The organism is Flavobacterium odoriferum (assembly GCF_025499515.1).
GTDB lineage: Bacteria > Bacteroidota > Bacteroidia > Flavobacteriales > Flavobacteriaceae > Flavobacterium > Flavobacterium odoriferum.
Genome location: NZ_JAMKFA010000024.1, coordinates 1 through 20,642 on the forward strand (window position 1 = coordinate 1; position 20,642 = coordinate 20,642).

The following is a 20,642-nucleotide window of genomic DNA, read 5'->3' on the forward strand; positions in this document are numbered from 1 at the left end:
TTGGTGCTGAATTTGCCACCTGAAAACAAGCCGTGGAACGTTGTAAGAGATTTTTGAATAGATTGCGTATAATTAGAAATCTTGAAATTGATAAATTAAAATGATTATTAACTAAAAACAGCGTTACACTTATGAGGAAAAAAATTAAAATCTCATTTTTACTTTTATTAAGCTTTATTGGCTTAGTTTTTGTATCTTGTGAATTGCAAGAAGAAGCAATTCATCAACATGAACACAATTCAAATCTCAAATTATATGAGATGAAATTTGAAGAACTTATGACAAACAAAAAATTTGTTAATTCTTTTTCAAAACTGCCTAAAAGCAAAAGAAGTATAACCAATGCAACTTTTGGTAGAACTGTTATGGAAAATGAATATGGCTTTACAATTGCTAATAAACCAGCAAAAGTTATTGAAAACAATGGAGTAACTTCATACACTTTTTTAATAACACGTGATTCTACAAGTTCAGAAAGTTTTGAAAATTTAGTCATTCAAACAGATTCATTAAATACTACTAAAGCTGTAATAATAAAGTATAATTTAACTTCACCTATTACAACAACAGAAGATAATTCATACTCGTTTTCTTCTAATAACGAAATTACTCCAATAGTTTATAACAATACACAAGTAAGCGAGTCATCTAAAATGATTATTATTTGTTACTGGATTACTACAACTTATTGTAATTATGGAGGTAGTAAGCATATTGCAGGTGCAAATTGTACTGCTTCATATATGTATACTAATTCAACATATCATTGCACTGCTGGCGATGACGGAACAATGGACGACATTCCTTCTGGTGGTGGTTCAGATGGTGGTGGAGGCGGTGGAAGCACAACAAGCACTGGTTCAAATTATGACGGTTCAGACACAAGTATTCATGGTAATGGTTCAAATTCTATTAACACCGCACCAGTTTTAGATGAAAATGCTCCAATTGACCACGTGGCTGAGCTAAAAAAACTTACTAATAATAAAAAAGATGGAACTAAAACCAATATAAAATTAAAAATAGATGAACTTTTATCAAGATTAGAAAATACTGGTTCAACAACAACGACAGAAGAAGATGGTGCGATGTTTGATAGTAATCAAAACTCATTACCTCCAAACCAAACTGGTGGTTATTTTACAAAATGGTATGGCTATGGTCCAGAATATCATATCACTTTACATATGCATCAAAATAAGTACTGGGACTTAACTGCTACTCCTGCTCCAGTATTAAAACTTACCAACCCAGTACCTTCTGACAAAGACACTTATAATTTACTTTTAAACTTTGATTTTACAAATAATCCTAATTCAACTTCAATTATTGTTTCTCGCTTAGGTGTTTTTGCATTAAGAATCGAAAATCAATCAAATGCAGACAATTCATATAATCAGTTGACCAATAACCCTGATGAAATAAGAAGATTTCAAATAGAATATGATGATCTAATTATGACTCCACTAGGATTAATCCCCTCTGATGAAAATCTTGCTTTACAAGGTTATATATCATTAATAAATAATTATCAAATAAATGGTGAAAATCTTGGTCTTGTAATTTATCAAGCTGTATTTGATTCAAATGGCAACATTATTAACTGGATAAAACTTTAAATTATGAAAAAAATATTTTTATACACTTTACTATTTCTATCTTTAATTGTAAACTCTCAAACTTTAATTCCAATTGAAGAAAAATTTAATAACCAATACAATAGTTCAATCAATAATTTTTATTTTAAAGATATTAACAATGTTTACGATAAATTTATTGGCATTTGGAAATATGAAACCGCTACTGATTTGCTAGAAATTGAATTATATTTAGTAGAAAATGTAAGTTTTTCAAATTTTAATAGAGATGAGCTTAGAACAAAGATTAAGTATATTAAAAATGGAATGTTAATATTTGATACTTTTTCAGATATCACAAAACATATATACGTTTCAGGAGGGTTCTTTCCTAACCCAACTGAAACAGACAAGATAAACATGAGTTATACTGAGCCAGATGAAGCGCACTTAATAGATAAAAGACGTTATGAGAGGCTTAAGTTAAATTACATAAATGATTTGGGTGTTGAAAAACTTGAATGGAAATTATGGTGGCAACCTTTACAAGATTCATGTCCACTCCCTAAAATACCTACAGATATAATATTAATAAAACAATAAAACCTCTTACAACCACAGTTTGTAACAATAGCGGCTTTCGGGATAAACTGAAAGTCGCTTTTGCAATTGTAATTGTTCGTGATTAACCAAAAATTTTTGATATATTTATCCGCTACTGTTACAAGCTGTATAACGTTAGCAGTAATTGTAAAAAAATCAACATTGAAAAGAAACCTTTATTTTATTATTTCAATTTTCTTTATGTTACTAACATTAATTTCATGTTCCGAAAAAATAGTTAGTGGAAAATATCAAACTAACTTTAATACTTACGGAATGTTCAGCAGAACTTTGACTTTAGATTGCAATGGAAATGCAATTTTAAATTTTCGAGGAGATTTGCAAAACAATAATTCATTTGGTAATTGGAAAACTGATAAAGATACTTTAGTAATATTTTTTGACTCAGTAAAAAACAGAAACAATAAATATCAAGGAGAACTAAAATTCCTCATAAAGAGAAACAAACTTGAAAATCCACCTTTTCCGAAAAAGAAGTATTATGAATTAGTTGAATCCTTAAAAAAAACAGGTAATGATACTTTGAAAATTTTATCTTACAGAAAACTTAACAAGATGATGAACCAAAATATGAAAAATCATTACGGTAAAATTGGAAAACAATATTTTAAAAAAATAGAATTTATTGAATGTAAATAAAACAACTACTGCTAACAGGCGTTTGGCAAGATTGCGAATTTTGTAGTAAATTCACGTTTATTTCTCGCAAGAAATTTTATCTTTGATAGAAAATAATCAGTTCCGAAGTTCGCAACCTCGCCAAGCGCCGGAACGTTGGCAGAAACCTTAAAAAAACATAACGTATGAGAAAAAGCATTTTATTAAAAATAATATTTTTTTTATTTACAATTACGATATTCATAAATTGTAAAAATGAAATTAGCAAACCGAATATTGTAAAAATAACGCCTGAAAAATATTTAAACCTAAAAAAAGGAATTAACAAAAAAACTATCATTCATTTTTGGTTTTCTTATTGTTCTCCTTGCATAAAAGATTTTCCTGAACTATTAAAAATAAGTAAAGAAAATAATATTGATATAATAAATATTAGCTCTGATAAAAGTGATAGCAAAATGCAAGATAATCTTGAAAAAGTTATGTCAAAACTAAATGTTAAAGATTGCTATATAATTGATTATGATAATTTATATCCGAACGGAACAAAACATATTAATATATTAGGAGATTTTGCAAAAAAAATTGAACTAAAAGAATATACTAATCCATATTACATATTAATTGACGAAAGTGGAAAGACAATAATTGCAACCGAAGAAATAGAAAAACTAAAACAACAAATAAAATAAAGGCTTCTGCCAACACACGTTTGTAGCAATGGCTTGGGCTTGGTTTTTCCTTCGGAAAAACCGCTGTCGGCAACAATCTGGTTTGTGTTTGTTAAGTTCAGTCTTAAATCACAAGCCACTGCTACAAGCGTGGGAACGTTACCAGTAATTTTACCCAAAAATCGTAAATGGACAATTTAATATTTTATAGTTTAGGTTTATTGATATTTCTTCCAATAATTATTGGATACTATTTTGACTATAAAAACAATCCAAAAGAATTCAAATTATCATTTAAATATTTGTGGAATAAACGCACTTCAAAAGCATTACTATTTCTAATAATTTATTTCTCTTTAGTTAAAGTTTATGAATACGGAATTCCTTTAAACAAAAACAACGGAATTGAATTTAATTCGACAAGAGAAAAACTTGGAATTCCATTAATTGGAAAAAATTGGAAAACAAACGAATCAAGATTTAAAACTTTATGGTGGAAAGTTGATTCTACTGATGGACATTTTAAAAAGATAATTGAATACGGAATTTTGGATGCAAAAACTGAAATTGACTTTTATAAAACTAAAAATCAAAAAGAAACTTTTGCATGGTCAGTATATAATTATGAAAACAACTCTTTTGAATACTATTTAGAAAAACCAAACGAGAAAATATTTTCTGTAAGCGAAAAAGGTAATTTGAAACACGAAAATCCAACAATTGAAACAAAAGTTAATAAAGCTGAATTTGAAAAATATATAACAGAATAAAAAACTACTGGTAACAGCGGTTTGCTTCAATGGCTACTTCCGGATTTTCCTTCGGAAAATCCGCTGCTGAATGGAATGTTTTGTTATATTTGTAATGGCTTGGTGTTGGTTCAACGCCACTGAGAGCAAGCCTCATAACGTTGTACAACATACTAAAATGACTTCTTAATGAAAGAATATCATATAGAGAAAAAACTAAATAAAATTATAATAAAATTTACATTTGATAAAACTTCAACAATATTTAGTGGAATTTTCTCAATTGTTTTGATTTTTATATTGTTTTATAATATTAAAACAAATAGAATATTTGATATTTGGGGCTATATCCTAATACTAATATTAATTTTATTTTATTTAACTTTTAATAAATATTTTGAATGGCAGAAAAACCATACCAAAAAACTTGAAATAATTGAAGATGATTTAATAATTAATGATACTTTTTATTGTAAATTAAACAATATCCAAACTATAAATATATCATACAATGTAAATCAATTTGAAAGTGGCTGGACAGTTTATCTAAATAATTTCTCAAAAGAATATATAATCAAAAAAAGACTTAAAGAAAATGACGCTATAGAAATTGCAAATGAATTAGCATCTTTTCTTAAAAAAAATGTATTGAATGAAAATTAAATATATTTGAAAGTACGTTGCACAACAGCGGTTTGCTTCAATGGCTACTTCCGGATTTTCCTACGGAAAATCCGCTGCTGAATGGAATGTTTTTTTATATTTGTAATGGCTTGGTGTTGGTTCAACGCCACTGAAAGCAAGCCACATAACGTTAGCTACCATTTTAAAAAACGAGGGGAATTTGAATTACTTAATACAAAAAATGAAACGAAATCTAATATTAATCTTACTGTCTGTTGGAACGCTGATTTTATTTTTATTTTCTACTCTGATTACACTAATTCACGAAGAAACATTTTCAGAAGTTGATATTAGAAAATCAAAAACAATTTTTCTTGAAAAAGGTAAGTATGAAGTCAATTTAGTAAACTCAAAAAAAATCAGTAATTACATAATTCATTTAGAAAATGATACGGTTATTTTGAAGATGTCCTCCGAGGATAGATTTGGACCGACTCTCACAATAACAATTCAGGATAAAAGCTATAATTATATTGGCTCAATAATTATACCTAAATCAAAATCATACCAGTTAAAGACAATAAACTTAAACCCAAAATATCCTAAAATTGCATTTCAAAAGAGTACAACAAGGAAGTTTAATTTCAACAATTATCCTCTTATCTACTCTACAACTCTAGTATTTGGAATTTTATTAGTATTATTTATTATCATTAAATACAGCTCACAAAAAAACAATAAAAACGGCAGCTAACAGCGGTTTGCTTCAATGGCGAGATTCGGGAATATTTGCAATGGCACAGTTGTTTAATTAAAAGTTTTGTCTATTTTTGTGTTGGCTTGGTTTTGGTTCATCGCCACTGTAAGCAAGCCGCAGAAACGTTATGGGCAATCGCATCAAAAATGGCGAAAACATAGGATTTGTAATAGATTATTCTGTAAATAAATTAATAAGCATATGAAAATTATTAAAATATTGTTTCTTGCATTAATTTCTTTTTCATGCTTTGCTCAGAAGAATATAGAAATTAATTTCAAAATTGAAAACGATTCAACCATCATTCAATATTTGAAGGAAAACAAAATTGACTTTTCAAATAATCAAATCGCAACTTTAAAAGGAATTGGAACATTTAGTGAATATGGAAGAGCTGAAAAGTTAGCAGTTCCTGATGCATATTTCTTTAATTCAAAAGGTGAATTGATTAAAAATAAAGGGAAAGGTTTGTACTGCGGTGCAGAAATAAAAAAGTTAGAGAAGGTTTCAAAAATGAAATCAGATCCTAATCAAACTTTGGAGAACTTCCTTAATGACATTACTATTTTAGATGGTAATAAATTAACTGATGAAAATATTGACATTTATATTGTTATCACTTGGGGAAAATTTTTAAGTTCTGAAAGCGAAACTTCTTTAAATTGGTTTTCTAGCCTCAAAAAACAAGAAAATTTAAAAATAAAAGTTCTTCTGCTTAATTTGGATATTCAAGAAAGATGGAACTTAACGGAAGCTCAAAAAAAACAGTTAGGAATAATGTAATAACGTAAATAGCAACAGCCCATAACAGCGGTTTGCTTCAATGGCTACTTCCGGATTTTCCTACGGAAAATCCGCTGCTAAATGGAATGTTTTGTTATATTTGTAATGGCTTGGTGTTGGCTCAACGCCACTGAGAGCAAGCCGCGAAACATTGTGCGACACCCTATTTCGAAAGTACTAAATTTCAACAATATTGATTAGTAAAATATTTTAACATTGATAAGAAGATAAGTTTTATGTACTTTTACAACTTAAATATTTTTTGAATAAATGGTAATAGATAAAACAATAAAAAACAGAAAAACGGAACTTCTTTCTTATTTTAGGGATAGAGCTAGCGAAGCATTGACTGCAATAAAAACTAAATTTGCCGAAACTCAAGCAGATAAAAGAGCAAGAGCTATAAATGAAAGTTTAAACCAAAGTAAATCTGTTTTAATAACAACACTTTTACAGAAAGCAGAAAACGAAAACTGGCCGAATATAGATAAGCTTGAATGCATTCTAATGATTACATATTGTAATATAGTTGTAATGATTGAAAGTAGAAATTCTGTAAGACAATATGAGTATATGGATTTTTCTCGTAGAGTTGGAGAATTATGGGACCCATTTTGTAAGCTTTGCTTTTATTATCCTATAAATAATTTATCGTTATTCATTCCTCCTCTTTTTTCAGAAGTAAAAAAGAAATTAAGCGATGAAATTTCTGAATATATTGACAAATTAGCTATTTCTATTGAGGAAAAGACAGAACTTAAACTTTATTATGATAAAGTATGGAGTTTAGTAACTTCAGGAGAAATTCAATTAGAACTTGACTTGCATTTTTCTCATAATGAGCAAAAATATGTTGTTGACTTTAAAAGTGGCTTTGGGTCTAATGAAAAAGGAAATACAAATAGGTTATTGTTAGTTGCAACAATATATCAAAATCTTGATGAAAATTATAAATGTTTACTTTTTGTTAGAGCAGAAGAAAACAATAGTTATTTTAACACTTTAAAAAATTCTGGTATTTGGGATGCATATTGTGGCAACGAAGCATACCAAAAAATAAAAGATTATTCAGGTTACGATTTAAAACTTTGGATTGATACTAATATTGATTGGTCAACAGACTTTAGTCAAGAAACTACGGCTCATTTTACTGAAAATAACTTACTACAATATCTACTTTGGTAATGATTACAGAAGCACGTAAATATCAAGCATTTTACACAAAATCGACACCAATTGTCGATTATATGGTTAGTAAATTACAATTAAATTCACTAGATAAAATTTTAGAACCTTGTGGTGGAGATGGAGTTTTTATCGACTGTATAATAGAACATAATGAATTTGCAAAAATAGATATTTGTGAATTAAATCCATTTGCAATAAATATTTTACAAAAAAAATATTCTAATTTCCAAAATATTAATATTCGAGAATGTGACACACTTCTTGATGATGAATTAAGCTTTAATTCTAATTTTGGAGGTTTTTACGACAAAATAATTGCAAATCCTCCATATGGAGCTTGGCAAGATTACGAAAAAAGAATTATATTAAAAAAAATGTATTCAGATTTGTATGCAAAGGAAAGTTATACTTTATTTTTATATAGATGTATTGAATTACTTAAAGATAATGGTATTCTATCATTTATAATTCCTGATACATTTCTAAATTTACATATGCATAAATCGATAAGAAAACATATACTTACTAAAACTAAAATTAAAGAATTAGCATTATTTCCATCATCTTTTTTTCCTGGAGTAAATTTTGGTTATGCAAATTTATCAATAATTACTCTACAAAAATCTAATAATCAAATTGAAATAAGAAATAACTCATTTGAAGTTAAAACTAATTATAATAATGTTGAACAATTAAATAACAGGAATGAAGATGATTTAAAAATATACACATTTTCCCAAAATGAAATACTAGAAAATCCAGATTACGCTTTTCTTATTTCTGATAATTCTTTAGTATCTAAAACAATAAATAACTCAAAATTGAAATTGGGCGATATTGCTAATTGTGTCACAGGATTTTATTCGGGAAATGATAAAGTTTACTTAAAAGTAAATAGCCATAATTTAAAAAATGGTAAAAATTACGAAATAATTGATTCAAAAAAAATAAATAAAGATTATAAAAACATAAATGATATTTTGAATGGAATAGAAACAGAAAAGTGTTATTTGCCAATTGTAAAAGGAGGAAATACAAAATTCCTAAAACCTGTAGGTTGGTATATGAACTGGAGTACTGAAGCTGTATCACATTACAAAAACGATAAAAAAGCAAGGTTTCAAAATCCTAAATTTTATTTTAAATTTGGCATTGGAGTTCCGATGATAAGTTCATCAAGTATAACTGCTTCCTTAATTGAAAATAAACTGTTTGACCAATCAATTGTGGGGATTTTTCCATTTGAAGAAAACCTAACTTATTATTTATTGGCATTTTTAAATTCTCCAACTTGTAACAAACTAATCAGAACTATTAATCCGTCTGCAAATAATCCTGCAAATTATTTAAAAAAAATCCCTTACAAAATCCCAACAGAAATTCAGAAAAATAAAATAGACGAACAAATAACAATTATACTAAATAGTATTAAGGAAAATGGAAATTATAGTAGTGATAATGAAAAAATTATAAACTTAATAATAGAAGAAATCTACGGTTTCTAAAACAACAAGGGCGATCGCACAACAGGCGTTTGGCAAGATTGCGAATTTTGTAGTAAATACACGTTTACATTTCGCAAGAAATTTTATCTTTGATAGAAAATAATCGGTTCCGAAGTTCGCAACCTCGCCAAGCGCCGGAACGTTAGCATTAATAATAGAAAAATTGACACTAATATTTATAATCGTTGGAATTTTAGCAATTGTATTTCTAGGTCAAACAAAGAGTTTTGACAAGAATACGATTTATGATTCGTATTCTGACGAAAAAAATGAATGGTCAATATTATCAACATTCGCTGAATTGAAAATCTTAAGCAAATATGCTGGTGAATTAAGATTTGGACCTACTTTTATTCATATTAAAACTGACCCAATAAACGTATTTGGAAAAGAATTTTATGGAGATTGGTTTTTTAGAACGCAAAACGGAATTTATCTGCAAAAGTGGAATTCAAATCCTATTAAAACAGGAGTTCATACTGAAGCAGATAATGACTTAATTTATTATGATTTTAAAAAAAATAAGACAAAAGTTTTAAAAACTGGAATAAAATCTTTTCATTGGACTATTGAAAAGAAAGAAAATGATGTTTTGGTTTTAATAACTGACAATGGTAAAATAAAAAGCCGTATAGAAATTACTAATGCTAACAGCGGTTAAAGTAAATGGCTTGGTCAAGAATTTCCCGAAAATTCTCCGAATTTTCTAAATTTTGTCTATTTTTGGATTGGCTTGGTTTTGGCTCACGCCACTTTCTTTAGCCGCGGACCGTTATAGGCTATACTTCCAAAAATCGTAAAAAAGAAAATATGAAAATTTATTATTTAGTTTTTTTACTTATTTCAACTATAAGTTTTTCCCAAACAAAAAAAGAAAAAACTTTTGTTGGCTATGAACCAATTATGTGGAATAAAGATAAAGAAGGTAATGAAACAAATGCTGATTTTGAAAATCCTAAACAGAAATGGTATCATAAAAATATATTGAAAATAAAAAATGACAGTGTTTTTCTAGACAGAGTTCCTGTTTCGAAAATTAGAAAGAAAACTTTATATTCATCATCTGATGGAGGTTTTTACTATTACAAAGGAATAATTATCAAAGAACATAATCAAACTAAAATTGAATTGACAGAAATAGGTTGTGAATATTGCCCAACTGTAGTTTCTAAAAACAAAAATGAGATAATTCCAAAAAGAAAACTTTACGGTAAGATAACTGAAGAAGGAATTGAAATAAATAATGTAAAAATTAACGAAATTGAGTATTCAGAATTTATATTGAGAAGTGAAAACTGGAAAGAGAATTAACAAAGTACAGCCTATAACCGCGGTTTGCTTCAATGGCTACTTCCGGATTTTCCTGCGGAAAATCCGCTGCTGAATGGAATGTTTTGTTATATTTGTAATGGCTTGGTGTTGGTGCAACGCCACTGAGAGCAAGCCGCAAAACGAACGTTGTAAAACAGTTTAGAAAACCGTTGATAATGGAAAACATAAAAATATTAGATGAATTATTAAAATATTTAGAAATTACAGATTTTAGAACATTTGCTGAAATGAGAAACGATGCGAACGAAAAATCTGAATTTTTAAAAGATATTGACAATTTCATTTTTAAATCTGCTTTATTAAAATTAGTAAAAGACGGTTATGTTATTGAATATTCAGAAACAATAACCGACAGAATTTTTGGCGGTGAAAAAACTAATTATAGTTATGATATTAGTTTTGAAGGAATATTTTTTATTAAAAATGGCGGTTACGAAAATGAGTACCGAAAAAACCAAAAAGAACAAATTGAGTATTCCGAGTTGAAGAAGAAGCAATCTCTTCTCGAAGAGAAGCAAGTTTCGAATCAATTTCAGATTGTTGTTTTGACTTGGATAATAGCACTTGGGACATTAATTGCTGGTCTATATTATATTCTTGAAATTCTTGCTTTTTGTGGTGTTTTGACAAGCCAAAAAAACTGATAATTTTTTTAATCATAACTAAATAATTTAAACTTACTTGACACTTAAAAAGGCGGACAAGTTAAACCTTATAAAACCGATTTTACAACAGCGGTTTGTTTCAAGTGGCGGTTTAGTGATAATCCTAAAACGCCGTTGTAAAATTTAATAATTAGTTTATATTTGTGTTGGCTTGGTGATGAAATCGCCACCTGAAAACAAGCCACGAGAACGTTGTGCGTCAGTTTCGAGCGACTGAAAACCGAAAGAAATCCCAAGAAAAAAACAACCTAAAATAAGATATTAATAAGAAAGTATGAGTGGAAAATTTACTTTAACTGGTGGAGCAAGAATTGGAATGGCAAATGCAAGTTATCCATTTGCTGATTTATATGTAGACAATGAAATACTAAAAATAAATGCTTCGATTGTTGGTAATTTAATGTTTCAACCGATAGACATAATTTCAATTGAACCTTACACATTTATTCCGCTTATTGGACAAGGAATAAAAATAAATCACAGAATAGAAAATTATAATTCGAAAGTTATATTTTGGACTTTTAAAGACCCAAATTTTGTAATTAGCGAAATAAAAAAAACTGGCTTTTTACAAAACTTAAATAGTGAAATAAATTCTCACGACATAGAAATTCTTAAAAAACAAAACGAAGGTGGATTTCCAATAAAAAAATCAGTTGCAATATTTTTTGTAATTGCTTGGAACTTACTTTTTCTTTCGGACATCATTCCATTTTTTCTGAATGAAAAAAAAGAAGGTTCGCCAATTGGAATCGGAATGAATTTAGCGATTGGATTAATATTTACTAGTTCAATTTTAGCAATCGTTTCCGAAAAGTTCCGAAAAATAATTCTGAAAGAAAATAGAAATTTTGAAGACATAAAAAAGTTTGTATATTTCATAGCACTTATAACTGGAATTATGTTTATCGTATTTACAATTGGAAATTTGAATAAATAAAAAACCGATCGCACAACAGCGGTTTAAAAATATGGCGAGTGTCGGGAAAATCCGAAATGGCTCAGCTGTTTAATTTAAAGTTTTGTGTATATTTGTGTTGGCTTGGTGTTGCATTTTCGCCACATTTTCAAGCCGCGAAACGTTGTGCGTCATTTTGCCCGAACTAAACGAAAAATAGAAAACTTACAATGAAATTTTTTAATCTAGAAAAAAAAAGAGTTTGTTATTTACCAGAACATCAAAATGAAATTGTCAATTACTTTGATAATAATGAAGATGCAACTTTAGTAGTAAGTTTTGATGAATTTATTCTTGCGGAAAAACCAATTGATTTTAATAAAGTATCGGAAATCAATATTAAAAAACTGATGCTTTCAGGAAATTATCATAAAACAAATGAACTTGGAGCATTTCTAAAATTACCAACTGTAATAGAGTTAGACAATAGAGATATTGAACTTCATTATGATTTTATAAATTTTCCAAATCTTGAAATTCTAAGATATACTTGGCAAAAAAAATGTTTAAATATATCTGAATGTAAAAAACTAAAAGAATTAAGTTTATGGAATTATAAGCCAAAAAACCAAAATTTAACCGAATTCTCAAAATTAAATTCATTAGACGAATTACGAATAATTCAAAGTAATATTAAAAGTATAAACGGCATTGAAAATCTTCAAAACATAAAAGAAATGGTTTTTATTGCGAACAAATTACTATCGTTTGATGATATGAATTGTATTTTTCCTAATGTGGAAATTTTGCACATTGAAAGTTGTAAAGAAATAAAGATTGAAAAAATAATCAAGTTATTTCCAAATATTAAAGATTTAAATTTCTTTAGTAGTAATGAAATCGAAAGTTTAAGAATAATTTTAGATAACTTGAAAAAGCTTGAAAGATTAAATGTGTATAATCTTAAAATTCTTGAAAGCGACAATACATATTGGAAAAATTATAAAAATTTAAAAAGTTTCAATTTTCAAGACAGAAAACATCATATTTTGAAAAGAAAAGATTTTGAAAATATATAAAAAAACGAACGCACAACAGCGGTTTGCTTCAATGGCTACTTCCGGATTTTCCTACGGAAAATCCGCTGCTGAATGGAATGTTTTGTTATATTTGTAATGGCTTGGTGTTGGTGCAACGCCACTGAGAGCAAGCCGCAGAACGTTAACTACTAGTTTACCTCAAAACCCTGCTAAAAACAAAATTCAAAAAAGCTAAACAATTGAAATGAAGAACTTTAAATTATATTTTGTTACATTTTTTGCAATTTGTTTTTCTGTTTTTATATCAATTCCTGATGTAAAAAGTAACTTATCAGACTATATAAAAAAAACTAAAACTTATGAAAGTTACGAAATTGACTCCTTAAAACGAACTAGACTTTTTAAAACAACTTATGACAGAACTTTGATTTTGAAAATGACTGATGGAACTAAATGGAATATTAGCAGAGTTTACTCAAAATATTTTGACGAGTTAAGAGCAGAATCGAACGTTGGGAAAAAATACACTTTATATGTTACGAGTGAAACTGATGAATATCCATCACAAATTGAAATTGAAGACAAAGTGATTTACAACATAAAAAGTGTAAGTTCATATAATTACTTCATAATTGTAGCAACTTTAATTTTAATATTCTTCTCATATGTGGAGTTGAGAACAAAAAAAGTAAAAAAGGAAAAAGGAAATAAAACCAGTAGTTAACAGCGGTTTGCTTCAATGGCTACTTCCGGATTTTCCTACGGAAAATCCGCTGCTCAATGGAATGTTTTGTTATATTTGTAATGGCTTGGTGTTGGTGCAACGCCACTGAAAGCAAGCCGCAAAACGTTAGTGGCTATTTTAAAACACACATGAGAATAAAAGACATAAATATACAAGTCGGAGATTTTTTTTCGTTTAAAACGGCAGACGAAACTTATCGAGTAATTTTTTGCATTGAAACCCAAGTTAAGAAAAGTCCTTTTTACTATTTGTTTGCTGCAACTACTATAAATACGACTTACAGACCTACAAAACAGGATGTTAAAGAATGTGGCTTTTACGGAATAGTAAATCGAAAAAAATTTTACTTAAAGACCAATAAAAATGCTGAATCTATAATGTGGAAAGATGATTTTCCTGAATTAAATCCATTTATTGTTGGGGCTTTTCATCTAATAATCAATCGCAAAGACCTTTTGAAATTTGAAGGAGATTTTGAGTTTATTGAAAACTTACCTATTCGTGAAAATTTACACATGACAGGAAATAGCGGAATGAATGCCAGCAGTCAAGAAAGCCTAAATAAATTATTCCTTTCTGATATTGATAATTATATGGGTATTCAAGGACAAAAATCAATCGTATTAACTTGTATCTTGAAAAATAAGGAAGAATTACAGGATACAAAAAATCTTTGGTCTAAGCTAAAATCCATTTGGAAATAATTTAAATGTTTACAATGTTAATAAAAAAACAGCCACTAACAGCGGTTTGCTTCAATGGCTACTTCCGGATTTTCCTACGGAAAATCCGCTGCTGAATGGAATGTTTTGTTATATTTGTAATGGCTTGGTGTTGGTGCAACGCCACTGAGAGCAAGCCGCAGAACGTTGTGTGTAATGTTAAAAAACCGCATATGAAAAGACGATATTTTAAAATATTTACATTATCACTTTTAATAATATTAACTTATACAACTTTAGTATATTATATTTCAAATTCTTTGCCAAATACATATGGTACTGAAATGAACGGAAAAAGAACTGAATTAGGTTTAAATCTAATTCAGGACAATTGGAAACTTGACAGTATTGAATCTTTTGAATATATTGAAAATGAAATATCAATTTCTAAATTCATTCTTCAAATAAAAAACGAAAAATTATTTTGTCAACATTGGTCAAATCAAAATCTAGACACACTAAAACCTTATCTTAAAGAGAAGAAAATATACTACACTAAAAGTTTTTGGCTTTGGAAAAACAGAATAGAAGCTGAAAATGAATATTTTATAAATCCAAAGTCAAAATATGAAAAAATAGTCTTAGACAGAACTTATGACTTTGGAATGAAAAAATGGTATAATAGCATTGATACATTAGCAACAGAATTAAAAATATTACAAGATTTTAGAAGAGCTGACAGTTTAGGTAATCATATGTATTTCTGTGCAACTGGAGATATTAATGAATCTTCAATTTTGTCAAATTCAGAAACTATTAAAGTTTTAAAAAATTGGAAATTAAAATAAACACTACACACAACAACGGTTTGCTTCAATGGCTACTTCCGGATTTTCCTACGGAAAATCCGCTGCTGAATGGAATGTTTTGTTATATTTGTAATGGCTTGGTGTTGGTGCAACGCCACTGAGAGCAAGCCGCAGAACGTTAGCCGTCAGTTTCACCGAACGTAGAAAAAAACAAAATGTCTTAAATATGAAAAATATATTCTTAATCAATTTCATTTTTTTTCAAATCTGTATGTTTTCACAAAACAGAAATCTAAAGGACAATTTTATTGTTAATATAACTGAAGTTAAAGGCGATTTAAATAAAGACAATTTAATAGACAAAGTTTTGGTAACTCAAGACACGATAAATGAAAAATCACCATATAAATTAGAAATATTTTTTGCTAAACCAAACGGAAGTTTTGAATTAATTGTTTCTTCAACAAAAATTATTGAAGCACAATATCCCGATGGAAGAGACGGTTATATAACTGGAAATGGATTTTCTGACATTACTATAAAAAAAGGAGTTGTTATCGTTAATTTTGAGTTATTAAGAGGACATTTTGAACATAAGTTTAGATTTCAAAATGGGAATTTTGAATTAATTGGTTTTTCAGAAGTATACTCTGATGGTCACGGTGTAATTACTACAATAGATTTCAATCTTTCGACTGGTATTAGAATTGAAAAATCAGAAAGATATGATAAGGACGAAGAAATTAGTAATACAAAAAAGAAAATATTAATTAGACCTTTGCCCAAACTTCAAGATGTAGAACCTTTTGAAAATGAATTATATTGAAAAAAACCGAACGGCTAACAACGGTTTGTGACAATTGCTCGGCTTGGTCTTTGTTTGAATTTTCTCCGAAAATTCTAAAGTAGTTTTGTACTTGTGAAATTAAGTGCTAAATTTACGCAACTGTCACAAGCCGTCAAACGTTAGCAAACATTTAAAAAAAAAAACGAAAAAATGAACACAATCAATTTGAAATCTCAAGCAAATGGAGAAATAAATCTCAAAGAAAATACTATTGAATTTAATGACAAAAGTAGTAGAATGAATAAAACGCTGTTTAAAATATTTCCTTTTCTATTTTTAATTTTTGGAATATATCAACTTTATTCAGGAATAATAGCAGGAAGAGAAATTCAAATAATATTGCGAATTTTATCTGGTGTTTTACTATTAATAATTCCTGTAATGTTCTATCATTCAAATTTCATTAGAACCAATAAAAAGATAATCGAACTGAATGAAATTAAAGATGTGAAAATGAAAAAGATATTTGGAGAAATCTTAATTGACTTCAAGTTAAAAGACAATTCAACAAGAAGAGTATATAATGTTAAAAATATGACTGATTGGAATTTGGTAAAAACTTATTTGTTAGAAAAGAACATTAATTGCTCCAATTAAAAAACGTTTGCTAACAATGGTTTTATAAAATGGCTTAGGCTTGGTTTTTCCTTCGGAAAAACCTCTACGAGTCGAAAATTTGTCTATATTTGTTTTGGTCTGTGAGTAATCAAAGCCACTTTATAAAGCCACTAAACGTTAGCGGTCAGTGTAAAAAATTTCAAAATCCTAAAATTTGTTAAAACAAAATATATCGCTTGCGATTTAATCTTCAAAGATATACTTTTGCACTTAAATATTTATCATTCACTTTAAATTAAATAACTATGAAGTACAATCAATTAGGAAATTCAGGAATTTTAGTTTCAGAACTTTGTATGGGAACGATGAGTTTTGGTAGCAGTGGCTACTGGAGTGTGTTAGGTTCTCTAGGCTATGAAGATAGTAAGCGATTAGTGGACATCGCCATAGACTCTGGCATTAATTACTTCGATTCTGCTGATGTTTATTCTCACGGCCAATCGGAAGATATTTTAGGAAAAGCAGTGAAAGACAAAAGAAAGGATGTCATCATTGCTACCAAAGTCCGCGGTAGAATGAGTAAAGAAATTAATGATGTGGGCTTGTCCAGAAAACACATCATCGAGAGCTGCCACAATAGTTTAAAACGATTGGGTACCGACTATATCGACCATTATGTGCTTCATAGTTATGATCCTATTACCCCTTTTGAAGAAACCATTTCAACCCTTGATGACCTCGTTTCACAAGGAAAAATTAGATATTATGGGGTAAGTAACTTCCCGGCTTGGCAGCTAATGAAGTTTATCAACACCGCTGAAAAAAATCATTGGGAAAAACCCGTCTCATTGCAAGCCATTTATTCACTTATATCCAGAGATGTAGAATATGAATTGATACCGCTTTGCTTGGATCAAAAACTAGCCTTTACCCCTTGGTCGCCACTTGGAGGCGGATTTTTAACCGGTAAATACAGAAAAGACAAGCCAATGCCGGAAGGAGCAAGAAGAACCAATGAAGAGCAGAATTTTATTCAAATCGATCCGGAAAAAGGCTATGCTATTGTTGATGAGTTGGAAAAAATTGCCAACAAACACAAGGCTTCTATAGCACAAGCAGCCCTAAATTATCTTTTGAGAAAACCCGGAGTAACTTCCGTACTTATTGGAGCTACCAAGCCTCACCAGTTGGAAGACAACATCAAAACTACTACCTGGGAAATGGATGCAGAAGATGTTAAAATCCTGGATGAGCTAACAGCATTAAACCCTATTTATCCTTATTGGATGTTGCAGTTTACAGCTATGGATAGAGCCAATGGAGATTTCTTTTTATAAAATTTAAAAACCAAACAGAATGAATACGATAAATTTTAAAACATACATTTTATTGCTTTTTACACTCCTTTTTAGTGTAGAAACTCTGACTGCCCAAAACAGCAAAGAAAATGTAAAAAGCAAGGTTAAAACTGAAGAAATTACCTATAAAGATGGCGAGGTTACACTCAATGGCGTTGTTTATTATCCTGCAAAGCAAAAGGGAAAACAACCTGCCATTTTAGTAGTGCCCGAATGGTGGGGGCTGAACGACTATGTGAAAAATCGTGCTAAAATGTTGGCAGAGTTAGGCTATGTAGCTATGGCGGTGGATATGTACGGTAATGGATTGGTCGTAGAAAACCCTGCCGATGCCCAGGCCAATGCCGGAAGGTTTTATGGGGATCCTAACCTGATAAAAAGTCGGATGCAGGCGGCTTATGATGCTGTAGTTCAACTACAACAGGTGGACGCTTCAAAAGTAAGTGCCATAGGTTATTGCTTTGGTGGAACGGTTTCGCTTTTTGCTGCCAGCTTAGGGGTACCATTAGAAACTGTGGTTAGTTTTCACGGTGGACTAAGCGGCTTTCAAGCTAGTCCTGCAATGAAAAACACCAAAGTATTGGTTTGCCACGGTGAAAGTGATTCGTTTGTGCCGCAAGCTGATGTGGATAATTTTCATCAACAAATGAAAGACAACAACATTACCTACCAGTTTAAGTCTTATGCTGATGCCACACACGCTTTTACCAATAAAGCATCTACAGCTACCGGGGAAAAATTCAACCTTCCCATTTCCTACAATGAAGCTGCCGACAAAGCTTCTTGGAAGGATATGAAAGCCTTTTTCAAAACTTATTTTCCAACTAAAAAGTAATTAAAATGGAAGCGAGCTTATTTGAACTTGAGGCAAAAAAACTCAACGGAGAAACCATTTCTTTGAAAGAGTTTGAAGGTAAAACCATAGTGGTGGTAAATACTGCTAGCAAGTGCGGACTTACCCCACAATATGAGGGATTGGAAAATTTGTATAAAATATACAAAGACAAGGGGTTGGTTATTTTGGGATTTCCTTGCAACCAATTCGGAAAGCAGGAACAAGGCACAGCCAATGAGATTAGTGAATTTTGCGAAATTAATTACGGGGTAAGTTTTCCCATGTTCGACAAAGTAGAAGTCAATGGGGCCAATGCTCACCCCGTTTTTAAGTATTTAAAATCCAAACTTGGAGGCATTTTAGGTAGCAACATCAAATGGAGTTTTACCAAATTTGTCATTGACAAAAACGGAAAGCCGGTCAAACGATTTGCTCCTACCACCAAGCCGGAGAAAATGGAAAGTTACCTGCGAAAAATTCTTTAAAAATGAAAAATTCTGCTGAATTAGAAATTGAAAATCAGTATTGTTTTCCGATATACGCAGCATCTAGAGTGGTAACCAAACTTTATACGCCCCTGCTCAACGAGTTGGGGCTTACTTACCCTCAATATTTAACGATGTTGGTGCTCTGGCAATACCAAAACCTGACGGTAAATGATATTGGCAGTAAACTAATGCTGGAGTCCAATACTCTAACCCCTTTACTTAAAAGGTTGGAAAGTCAAGGTTTTATTTCAAGGAAACGCTCTAGTAGTGACGAACGTGTAGTGGAGATAAGCCTTACAGAAAAAGGAATAAATTTGAAAAAGAAGGCGAGTTACATACCTGAAAAATTATCTTGCTCCATTAGTCATTCAGGGATAAGTCAAGAAGAAATGGACCAGATGAAACATACCTTGCAAAAGCTAATTGCCTTAACTAAAGAGCATCATTGTAAATAATTTTAAAAAAAGTATAACCAAAAAATAATTGAATATGCAAAATTTTAAAAATCACGTCCGTTACAATCCACTTCATCATTTTATTCTATCACCGCTCACGCTCGTTGGGGTGATATTGAGTATTGTATTGCTATTCTCTGACCACAGTCTGACTGAAAAAATCTTTTTTCTGATTTTAGCTTTAAGTGTTTTTCTCGCTTCTTTAATAGCTAGATTGTATGCCACAAAAAATCAAGACAGAACCATAAGAGCAGAACTACGATTACGCTATTATATTTTGACAGGCAACAGATTAGAAGAATTAGAAGATAAATTAACAATGGCACAATTGGTAGCCACCAGATTTGCATCAGATAAAGAATTAGCAGCATTGATAGAGCGGGCAGCCAAAGAAAACCTTAGTCCAAAAGCCATAAAAGAAAGCATAAAAAACTGGACGGCAGATGAAAATAGAGTTTAAACCTTAAAAACATCAATTATGAGCAAAAGTAGAAAAATTACAGGTTGGGTAATGGCAGGATTGCTTACCGCTTTATTAGTAATGAGTGCCAGCCAAAAGCTATTAGGCAACCCCGAAATGGTTGAAAATTTCGGTAAATGGGGCTTGGGCTCAATGATAACCATTATAGCTCTAGGTGAATTGGTAAGTGTATTGTTGTTTTTAATACCTCGCACCGCTGTTTTAGGGGTGTTGTTATTGAGTGCTTATTTTGGAGGTGCCATATTGGTACATATGGCCAATGACGAGCCTTACGCTTTTCAATCCATCGTTCTGTTGTTCATTTGGGTAACTGCTTGGGTGAGAATCCCTGAAATGTTTAATAAACTTTTCAATGGAAATCTATCATAATCAA

Annotated in this window: 26 protein-coding genes; all 26 read left to right on the plus strand. The window is 30.0% G+C overall.

The features are described from left to right. The first annotated feature begins 131 nt into the window (after positions 1-131). The 26 genes from M9Q43_RS13295 (at position 132) to M9Q43_RS13420 (ending at position 20,638) form a co-directional block, all read left to right on the plus strand. Complete coding sequence (locus M9Q43_RS13295) at positions 132-1,619, plus strand: hypothetical protein (protein WP_262319355.1); 1,488 nt, start codon at positions 132-134, stop codon at positions 1,617-1,619. A gap of 3 nt (positions 1,620-1,622) precedes the next feature. Further along, on the plus strand, positions 1,623-2,180 hold the full coding sequence (locus M9Q43_RS13300; RefSeq protein WP_262319356.1) for a DUF6705 family protein: 558 nt from the start codon (positions 1,623-1,625) through the stop codon (positions 2,178-2,180). 78 nt (positions 2,181-2,258) lie between these two features. Further along, positions 2,259-2,840 (plus strand): hypothetical protein, encoded by a 582-nt coding sequence (locus M9Q43_RS13305; RefSeq protein ID WP_262319357.1) that lies wholly within the window; start codon positions 2,259-2,261, stop codon positions 2,838-2,840. Positions 2,841-3,004: 164 nt separating this feature from the next. Next, positions 3,005-3,511, plus strand: coding sequence for a TlpA family protein disulfide reductase (locus M9Q43_RS13310; protein WP_262319358.1), 507 nt, complete (start codon positions 3,005-3,007; stop codon positions 3,509-3,511). A 167-nt stretch (positions 3,512-3,678) separates the two neighbouring features. Further along, entirely contained in the window at positions 3,679-4,260 is a 582-nt protein-coding gene (locus M9Q43_RS13315) for a hypothetical protein (RefSeq protein WP_262319359.1), read from the plus strand. A 168-nt stretch (positions 4,261-4,428) separates the two neighbouring features. Beyond that, positions 4,429-4,902, plus strand: coding sequence for a hypothetical protein (locus M9Q43_RS13320; RefSeq protein ID WP_262319360.1), 474 nt, complete (start codon positions 4,429-4,431; stop codon positions 4,900-4,902). Between the two features lie 202 nt (positions 4,903-5,104). Further along, a complete protein-coding gene (locus tag M9Q43_RS13325) occupies positions 5,105-5,617 on the plus strand; it encodes a hypothetical protein (protein WP_262319361.1) in 513 nt (170 codons plus the stop codon). 204 nt (positions 5,618-5,821) lie between these two features. Beyond that, complete coding sequence (locus M9Q43_RS13330; RefSeq protein WP_262319362.1) at positions 5,822-6,403, plus strand: hypothetical protein; 582 nt, start codon at positions 5,822-5,824, stop codon at positions 6,401-6,403. 270 nt (positions 6,404-6,673) lie between these two features. Beyond that, the gene (locus M9Q43_RS13335) at positions 6,674-7,588 is read left to right on the plus strand and encodes a hypothetical protein (protein ID WP_262319363.1); all 915 of its coding nucleotides are present in this window, start codon (positions 6,674-6,676) and stop codon (positions 7,586-7,588) included. Then, a complete protein-coding gene (locus tag M9Q43_RS13340) occupies positions 7,588-9,096 on the plus strand; it encodes an Eco57I restriction-modification methylase domain-containing protein (RefSeq protein ID WP_262319364.1) in 1,509 nt (502 codons plus the stop codon). Before M9Q43_RS13335 ends, M9Q43_RS13340 begins: the two co-directional genes overlap by 1 nt. Before the next feature lie 163 nt (positions 9,097-9,259). Beyond that, positions 9,260-9,757, plus strand: a complete 498-nt coding sequence (locus M9Q43_RS13345; RefSeq protein WP_262319365.1) for a hypothetical protein — start codon at positions 9,260-9,262, stop codon at positions 9,755-9,757. A gap of 149 nt (positions 9,758-9,906) precedes the next feature. After that, positions 9,907-10,407 carry a hypothetical protein gene (locus tag M9Q43_RS13350; RefSeq protein ID WP_153209543.1) on the plus strand — a complete coding sequence of 167 codons (501 nt, stop codon included), beginning with the start codon at positions 9,907-9,909 and terminating at the stop codon, positions 10,405-10,407. 176 nt (positions 10,408-10,583) lie between these two features. Then, on the plus strand, positions 10,584-11,072 hold the full coding sequence (locus M9Q43_RS13355) for a hypothetical protein (protein ID WP_262319366.1): 489 nt from the start codon (positions 10,584-10,586) through the stop codon (positions 11,070-11,072). A gap of 295 nt (positions 11,073-11,367) precedes the next feature. After that, entirely contained in the window at positions 11,368-12,033 is a 666-nt protein-coding gene (locus M9Q43_RS13360; protein ID WP_262319367.1) for a hypothetical protein, read from the plus strand. 188 nt (positions 12,034-12,221) lie between these two features. Further along, on the plus strand, positions 12,222-13,070 hold the full coding sequence (locus M9Q43_RS13365) for a leucine-rich repeat domain-containing protein (RefSeq protein WP_262319368.1): 849 nt from the start codon (positions 12,222-12,224) through the stop codon (positions 13,068-13,070). A gap of 205 nt (positions 13,071-13,275) precedes the next feature. Beyond that, the gene (locus tag M9Q43_RS13370) at positions 13,276-13,755 is read left to right on the plus strand and encodes a hypothetical protein (RefSeq protein WP_262319369.1); all 480 of its coding nucleotides are present in this window, start codon (positions 13,276-13,278) and stop codon (positions 13,753-13,755) included. Positions 13,756-13,904: 149 nt separating this feature from the next. Then, positions 13,905-14,480, plus strand: coding sequence for a hypothetical protein (locus M9Q43_RS13375; protein WP_262319370.1), 576 nt, complete (start codon positions 13,905-13,907; stop codon positions 14,478-14,480). A 191-nt stretch (positions 14,481-14,671) separates the two neighbouring features. Continuing rightward, positions 14,672-15,286, plus strand: coding sequence for a hypothetical protein (locus tag M9Q43_RS13380; protein WP_153209437.1), 615 nt, complete (start codon positions 14,672-14,674; stop codon positions 15,284-15,286). A gap of 187 nt (positions 15,287-15,473) precedes the next feature. Continuing rightward, positions 15,474-16,073, plus strand: coding sequence for a hypothetical protein (locus M9Q43_RS13385; protein WP_262319371.1), 600 nt, complete (start codon positions 15,474-15,476; stop codon positions 16,071-16,073). A 171-nt stretch (positions 16,074-16,244) separates the two neighbouring features. Continuing rightward, a complete protein-coding gene (locus M9Q43_RS13390; RefSeq protein WP_262319372.1) occupies positions 16,245-16,691 on the plus strand; it encodes a hypothetical protein in 447 nt (148 codons plus the stop codon). Positions 16,692-16,957: 266 nt separating this feature from the next. After that, a complete protein-coding gene (locus M9Q43_RS13395; protein WP_262319373.1) occupies positions 16,958-17,989 on the plus strand; it encodes an aldo/keto reductase in 1,032 nt (343 codons plus the stop codon). Between the two features lie 19 nt (positions 17,990-18,008). After that, positions 18,009-18,845 (plus strand): dienelactone hydrolase family protein, encoded by an 837-nt coding sequence (locus tag M9Q43_RS13400; protein WP_127137565.1) that lies wholly within the window; start codon positions 18,009-18,011, stop codon positions 18,843-18,845. Positions 18,846-18,850: 5 nt separating this feature from the next. Continuing rightward, positions 18,851-19,330 (plus strand): glutathione peroxidase, encoded by a 480-nt coding sequence (locus M9Q43_RS13405; protein WP_262319374.1) that lies wholly within the window; start codon positions 18,851-18,853, stop codon positions 19,328-19,330. Positions 19,331-19,332: 2 nt separating this feature from the next. Then, positions 19,333-19,788: a MarR family winged helix-turn-helix transcriptional regulator gene (locus M9Q43_RS13410; protein ID WP_127137567.1), complete on the plus strand. Its 456-nt coding sequence runs from the start codon at positions 19,333-19,335 to the stop codon at positions 19,786-19,788. Positions 19,789-19,822: 34 nt separating this feature from the next. Next, a complete protein-coding gene (locus M9Q43_RS13415) occupies positions 19,823-20,248 on the plus strand; it encodes a DUF6526 family protein (protein WP_262319375.1) in 426 nt (141 codons plus the stop codon). A gap of 18 nt (positions 20,249-20,266) precedes the next feature. Next, the gene (locus M9Q43_RS13420; RefSeq protein WP_262319376.1) at positions 20,267-20,638 is read left to right on the plus strand and encodes a DoxX family protein; all 372 of its coding nucleotides are present in this window, start codon (positions 20,267-20,269) and stop codon (positions 20,636-20,638) included. Positions 20,639-20,642 lie beyond the last annotated feature (4 nt).

Excerpts from the sequence above, each read along its gene's own strand:
- M9Q43_RS13350 (WP_153209543.1), top strand. The coding sequence starts at position 9,907 with ATGAAAATTTATTATTTAGTTTTTTTACTTATTTCAACTATAAGTTTT.
- M9Q43_RS13360 (WP_262319367.1), top strand. The coding sequence starts at position 11,368 with ATGAGTGGAAAATTTACTTTAACTGGTGGAGCAAGAATTGGAATGGCA.
- M9Q43_RS13355 (WP_262319366.1), top strand. The coding sequence starts at position 10,584 with ATGGAAAACATAAAAATATTAGATGAATTATTAAAATATTTAGAAATT.
- M9Q43_RS13310 (WP_262319358.1), top strand. The coding sequence starts at position 3,005 with ATGAGAAAAAGCATTTTATTAAAAATAATATTTTTTTTATTTACAATT.
- M9Q43_RS13405 (WP_262319374.1), top strand. The coding sequence starts at position 18,851 with ATGGAAGCGAGCTTATTTGAACTTGAGGCAAAAAAACTCAACGGAGAA.
- M9Q43_RS13340 (WP_262319364.1), top strand. The coding sequence starts at position 7,588 with ATGATTACAGAAGCACGTAAATATCAAGCATTTTACACAAAATCGACA.
- M9Q43_RS13400 (WP_127137565.1), top strand. The coding sequence starts at position 18,009 with ATGAATACGATAAATTTTAAAACATACATTTTATTGCTTTTTACACTC.
- M9Q43_RS13320 (WP_262319360.1), top strand. The coding sequence starts at position 4,429 with ATGAAAGAATATCATATAGAGAAAAAACTAAATAAAATTATAATAAAA.
- M9Q43_RS13295 (WP_262319355.1), top strand. The coding sequence starts at position 132 with ATGAGGAAAAAAATTAAAATCTCATTTTTACTTTTATTAAGCTTTATT.
- M9Q43_RS13300 (WP_262319356.1), top strand. The coding sequence starts at position 1,623 with ATGAAAAAAATATTTTTATACACTTTACTATTTCTATCTTTAATTGTA.
- M9Q43_RS13395 (WP_262319373.1), top strand. The coding sequence starts at position 16,958 with ATGAAGTACAATCAATTAGGAAATTCAGGAATTTTAGTTTCAGAACTT.
- M9Q43_RS13370 (WP_262319369.1), top strand. The coding sequence starts at position 13,276 with ATGAAGAACTTTAAATTATATTTTGTTACATTTTTTGCAATTTGTTTT.
- M9Q43_RS13375 (WP_262319370.1), top strand. The coding sequence starts at position 13,905 with ATGAGAATAAAAGACATAAATATACAAGTCGGAGATTTTTTTTCGTTT.
- M9Q43_RS13410 (WP_127137567.1), top strand. The coding sequence starts at position 19,333 with ATGAAAAATTCTGCTGAATTAGAAATTGAAAATCAGTATTGTTTTCCG.
- M9Q43_RS13390 (WP_262319372.1), top strand. The coding sequence starts at position 16,245 with ATGAACACAATCAATTTGAAATCTCAAGCAAATGGAGAAATAAATCTC.
- M9Q43_RS13315 (WP_262319359.1), top strand. The coding sequence starts at position 3,679 with ATGGACAATTTAATATTTTATAGTTTAGGTTTATTGATATTTCTTCCA.
- M9Q43_RS13385 (WP_262319371.1), top strand. The coding sequence starts at position 15,474 with ATGAAAAATATATTCTTAATCAATTTCATTTTTTTTCAAATCTGTATG.
- M9Q43_RS13415 (WP_262319375.1), top strand. The coding sequence starts at position 19,823 with ATGCAAAATTTTAAAAATCACGTCCGTTACAATCCACTTCATCATTTT.
- M9Q43_RS13365 (WP_262319368.1), top strand. The coding sequence starts at position 12,222 with ATGAAATTTTTTAATCTAGAAAAAAAAAGAGTTTGTTATTTACCAGAA.
- M9Q43_RS13325 (WP_262319361.1), top strand. The coding sequence starts at position 5,105 with ATGAAACGAAATCTAATATTAATCTTACTGTCTGTTGGAACGCTGATT.
- M9Q43_RS13330 (WP_262319362.1), top strand. The coding sequence starts at position 5,822 with ATGAAAATTATTAAAATATTGTTTCTTGCATTAATTTCTTTTTCATGC.
- M9Q43_RS13420 (WP_262319376.1), top strand. The coding sequence starts at position 20,267 with ATGAGCAAAAGTAGAAAAATTACAGGTTGGGTAATGGCAGGATTGCTT.
- M9Q43_RS13380 (WP_153209437.1), top strand. The coding sequence starts at position 14,672 with ATGAAAAGACGATATTTTAAAATATTTACATTATCACTTTTAATAATA.
- M9Q43_RS13335 (WP_262319363.1), top strand. The coding sequence starts at position 6,674 with ATGGTAATAGATAAAACAATAAAAAACAGAAAAACGGAACTTCTTTCT.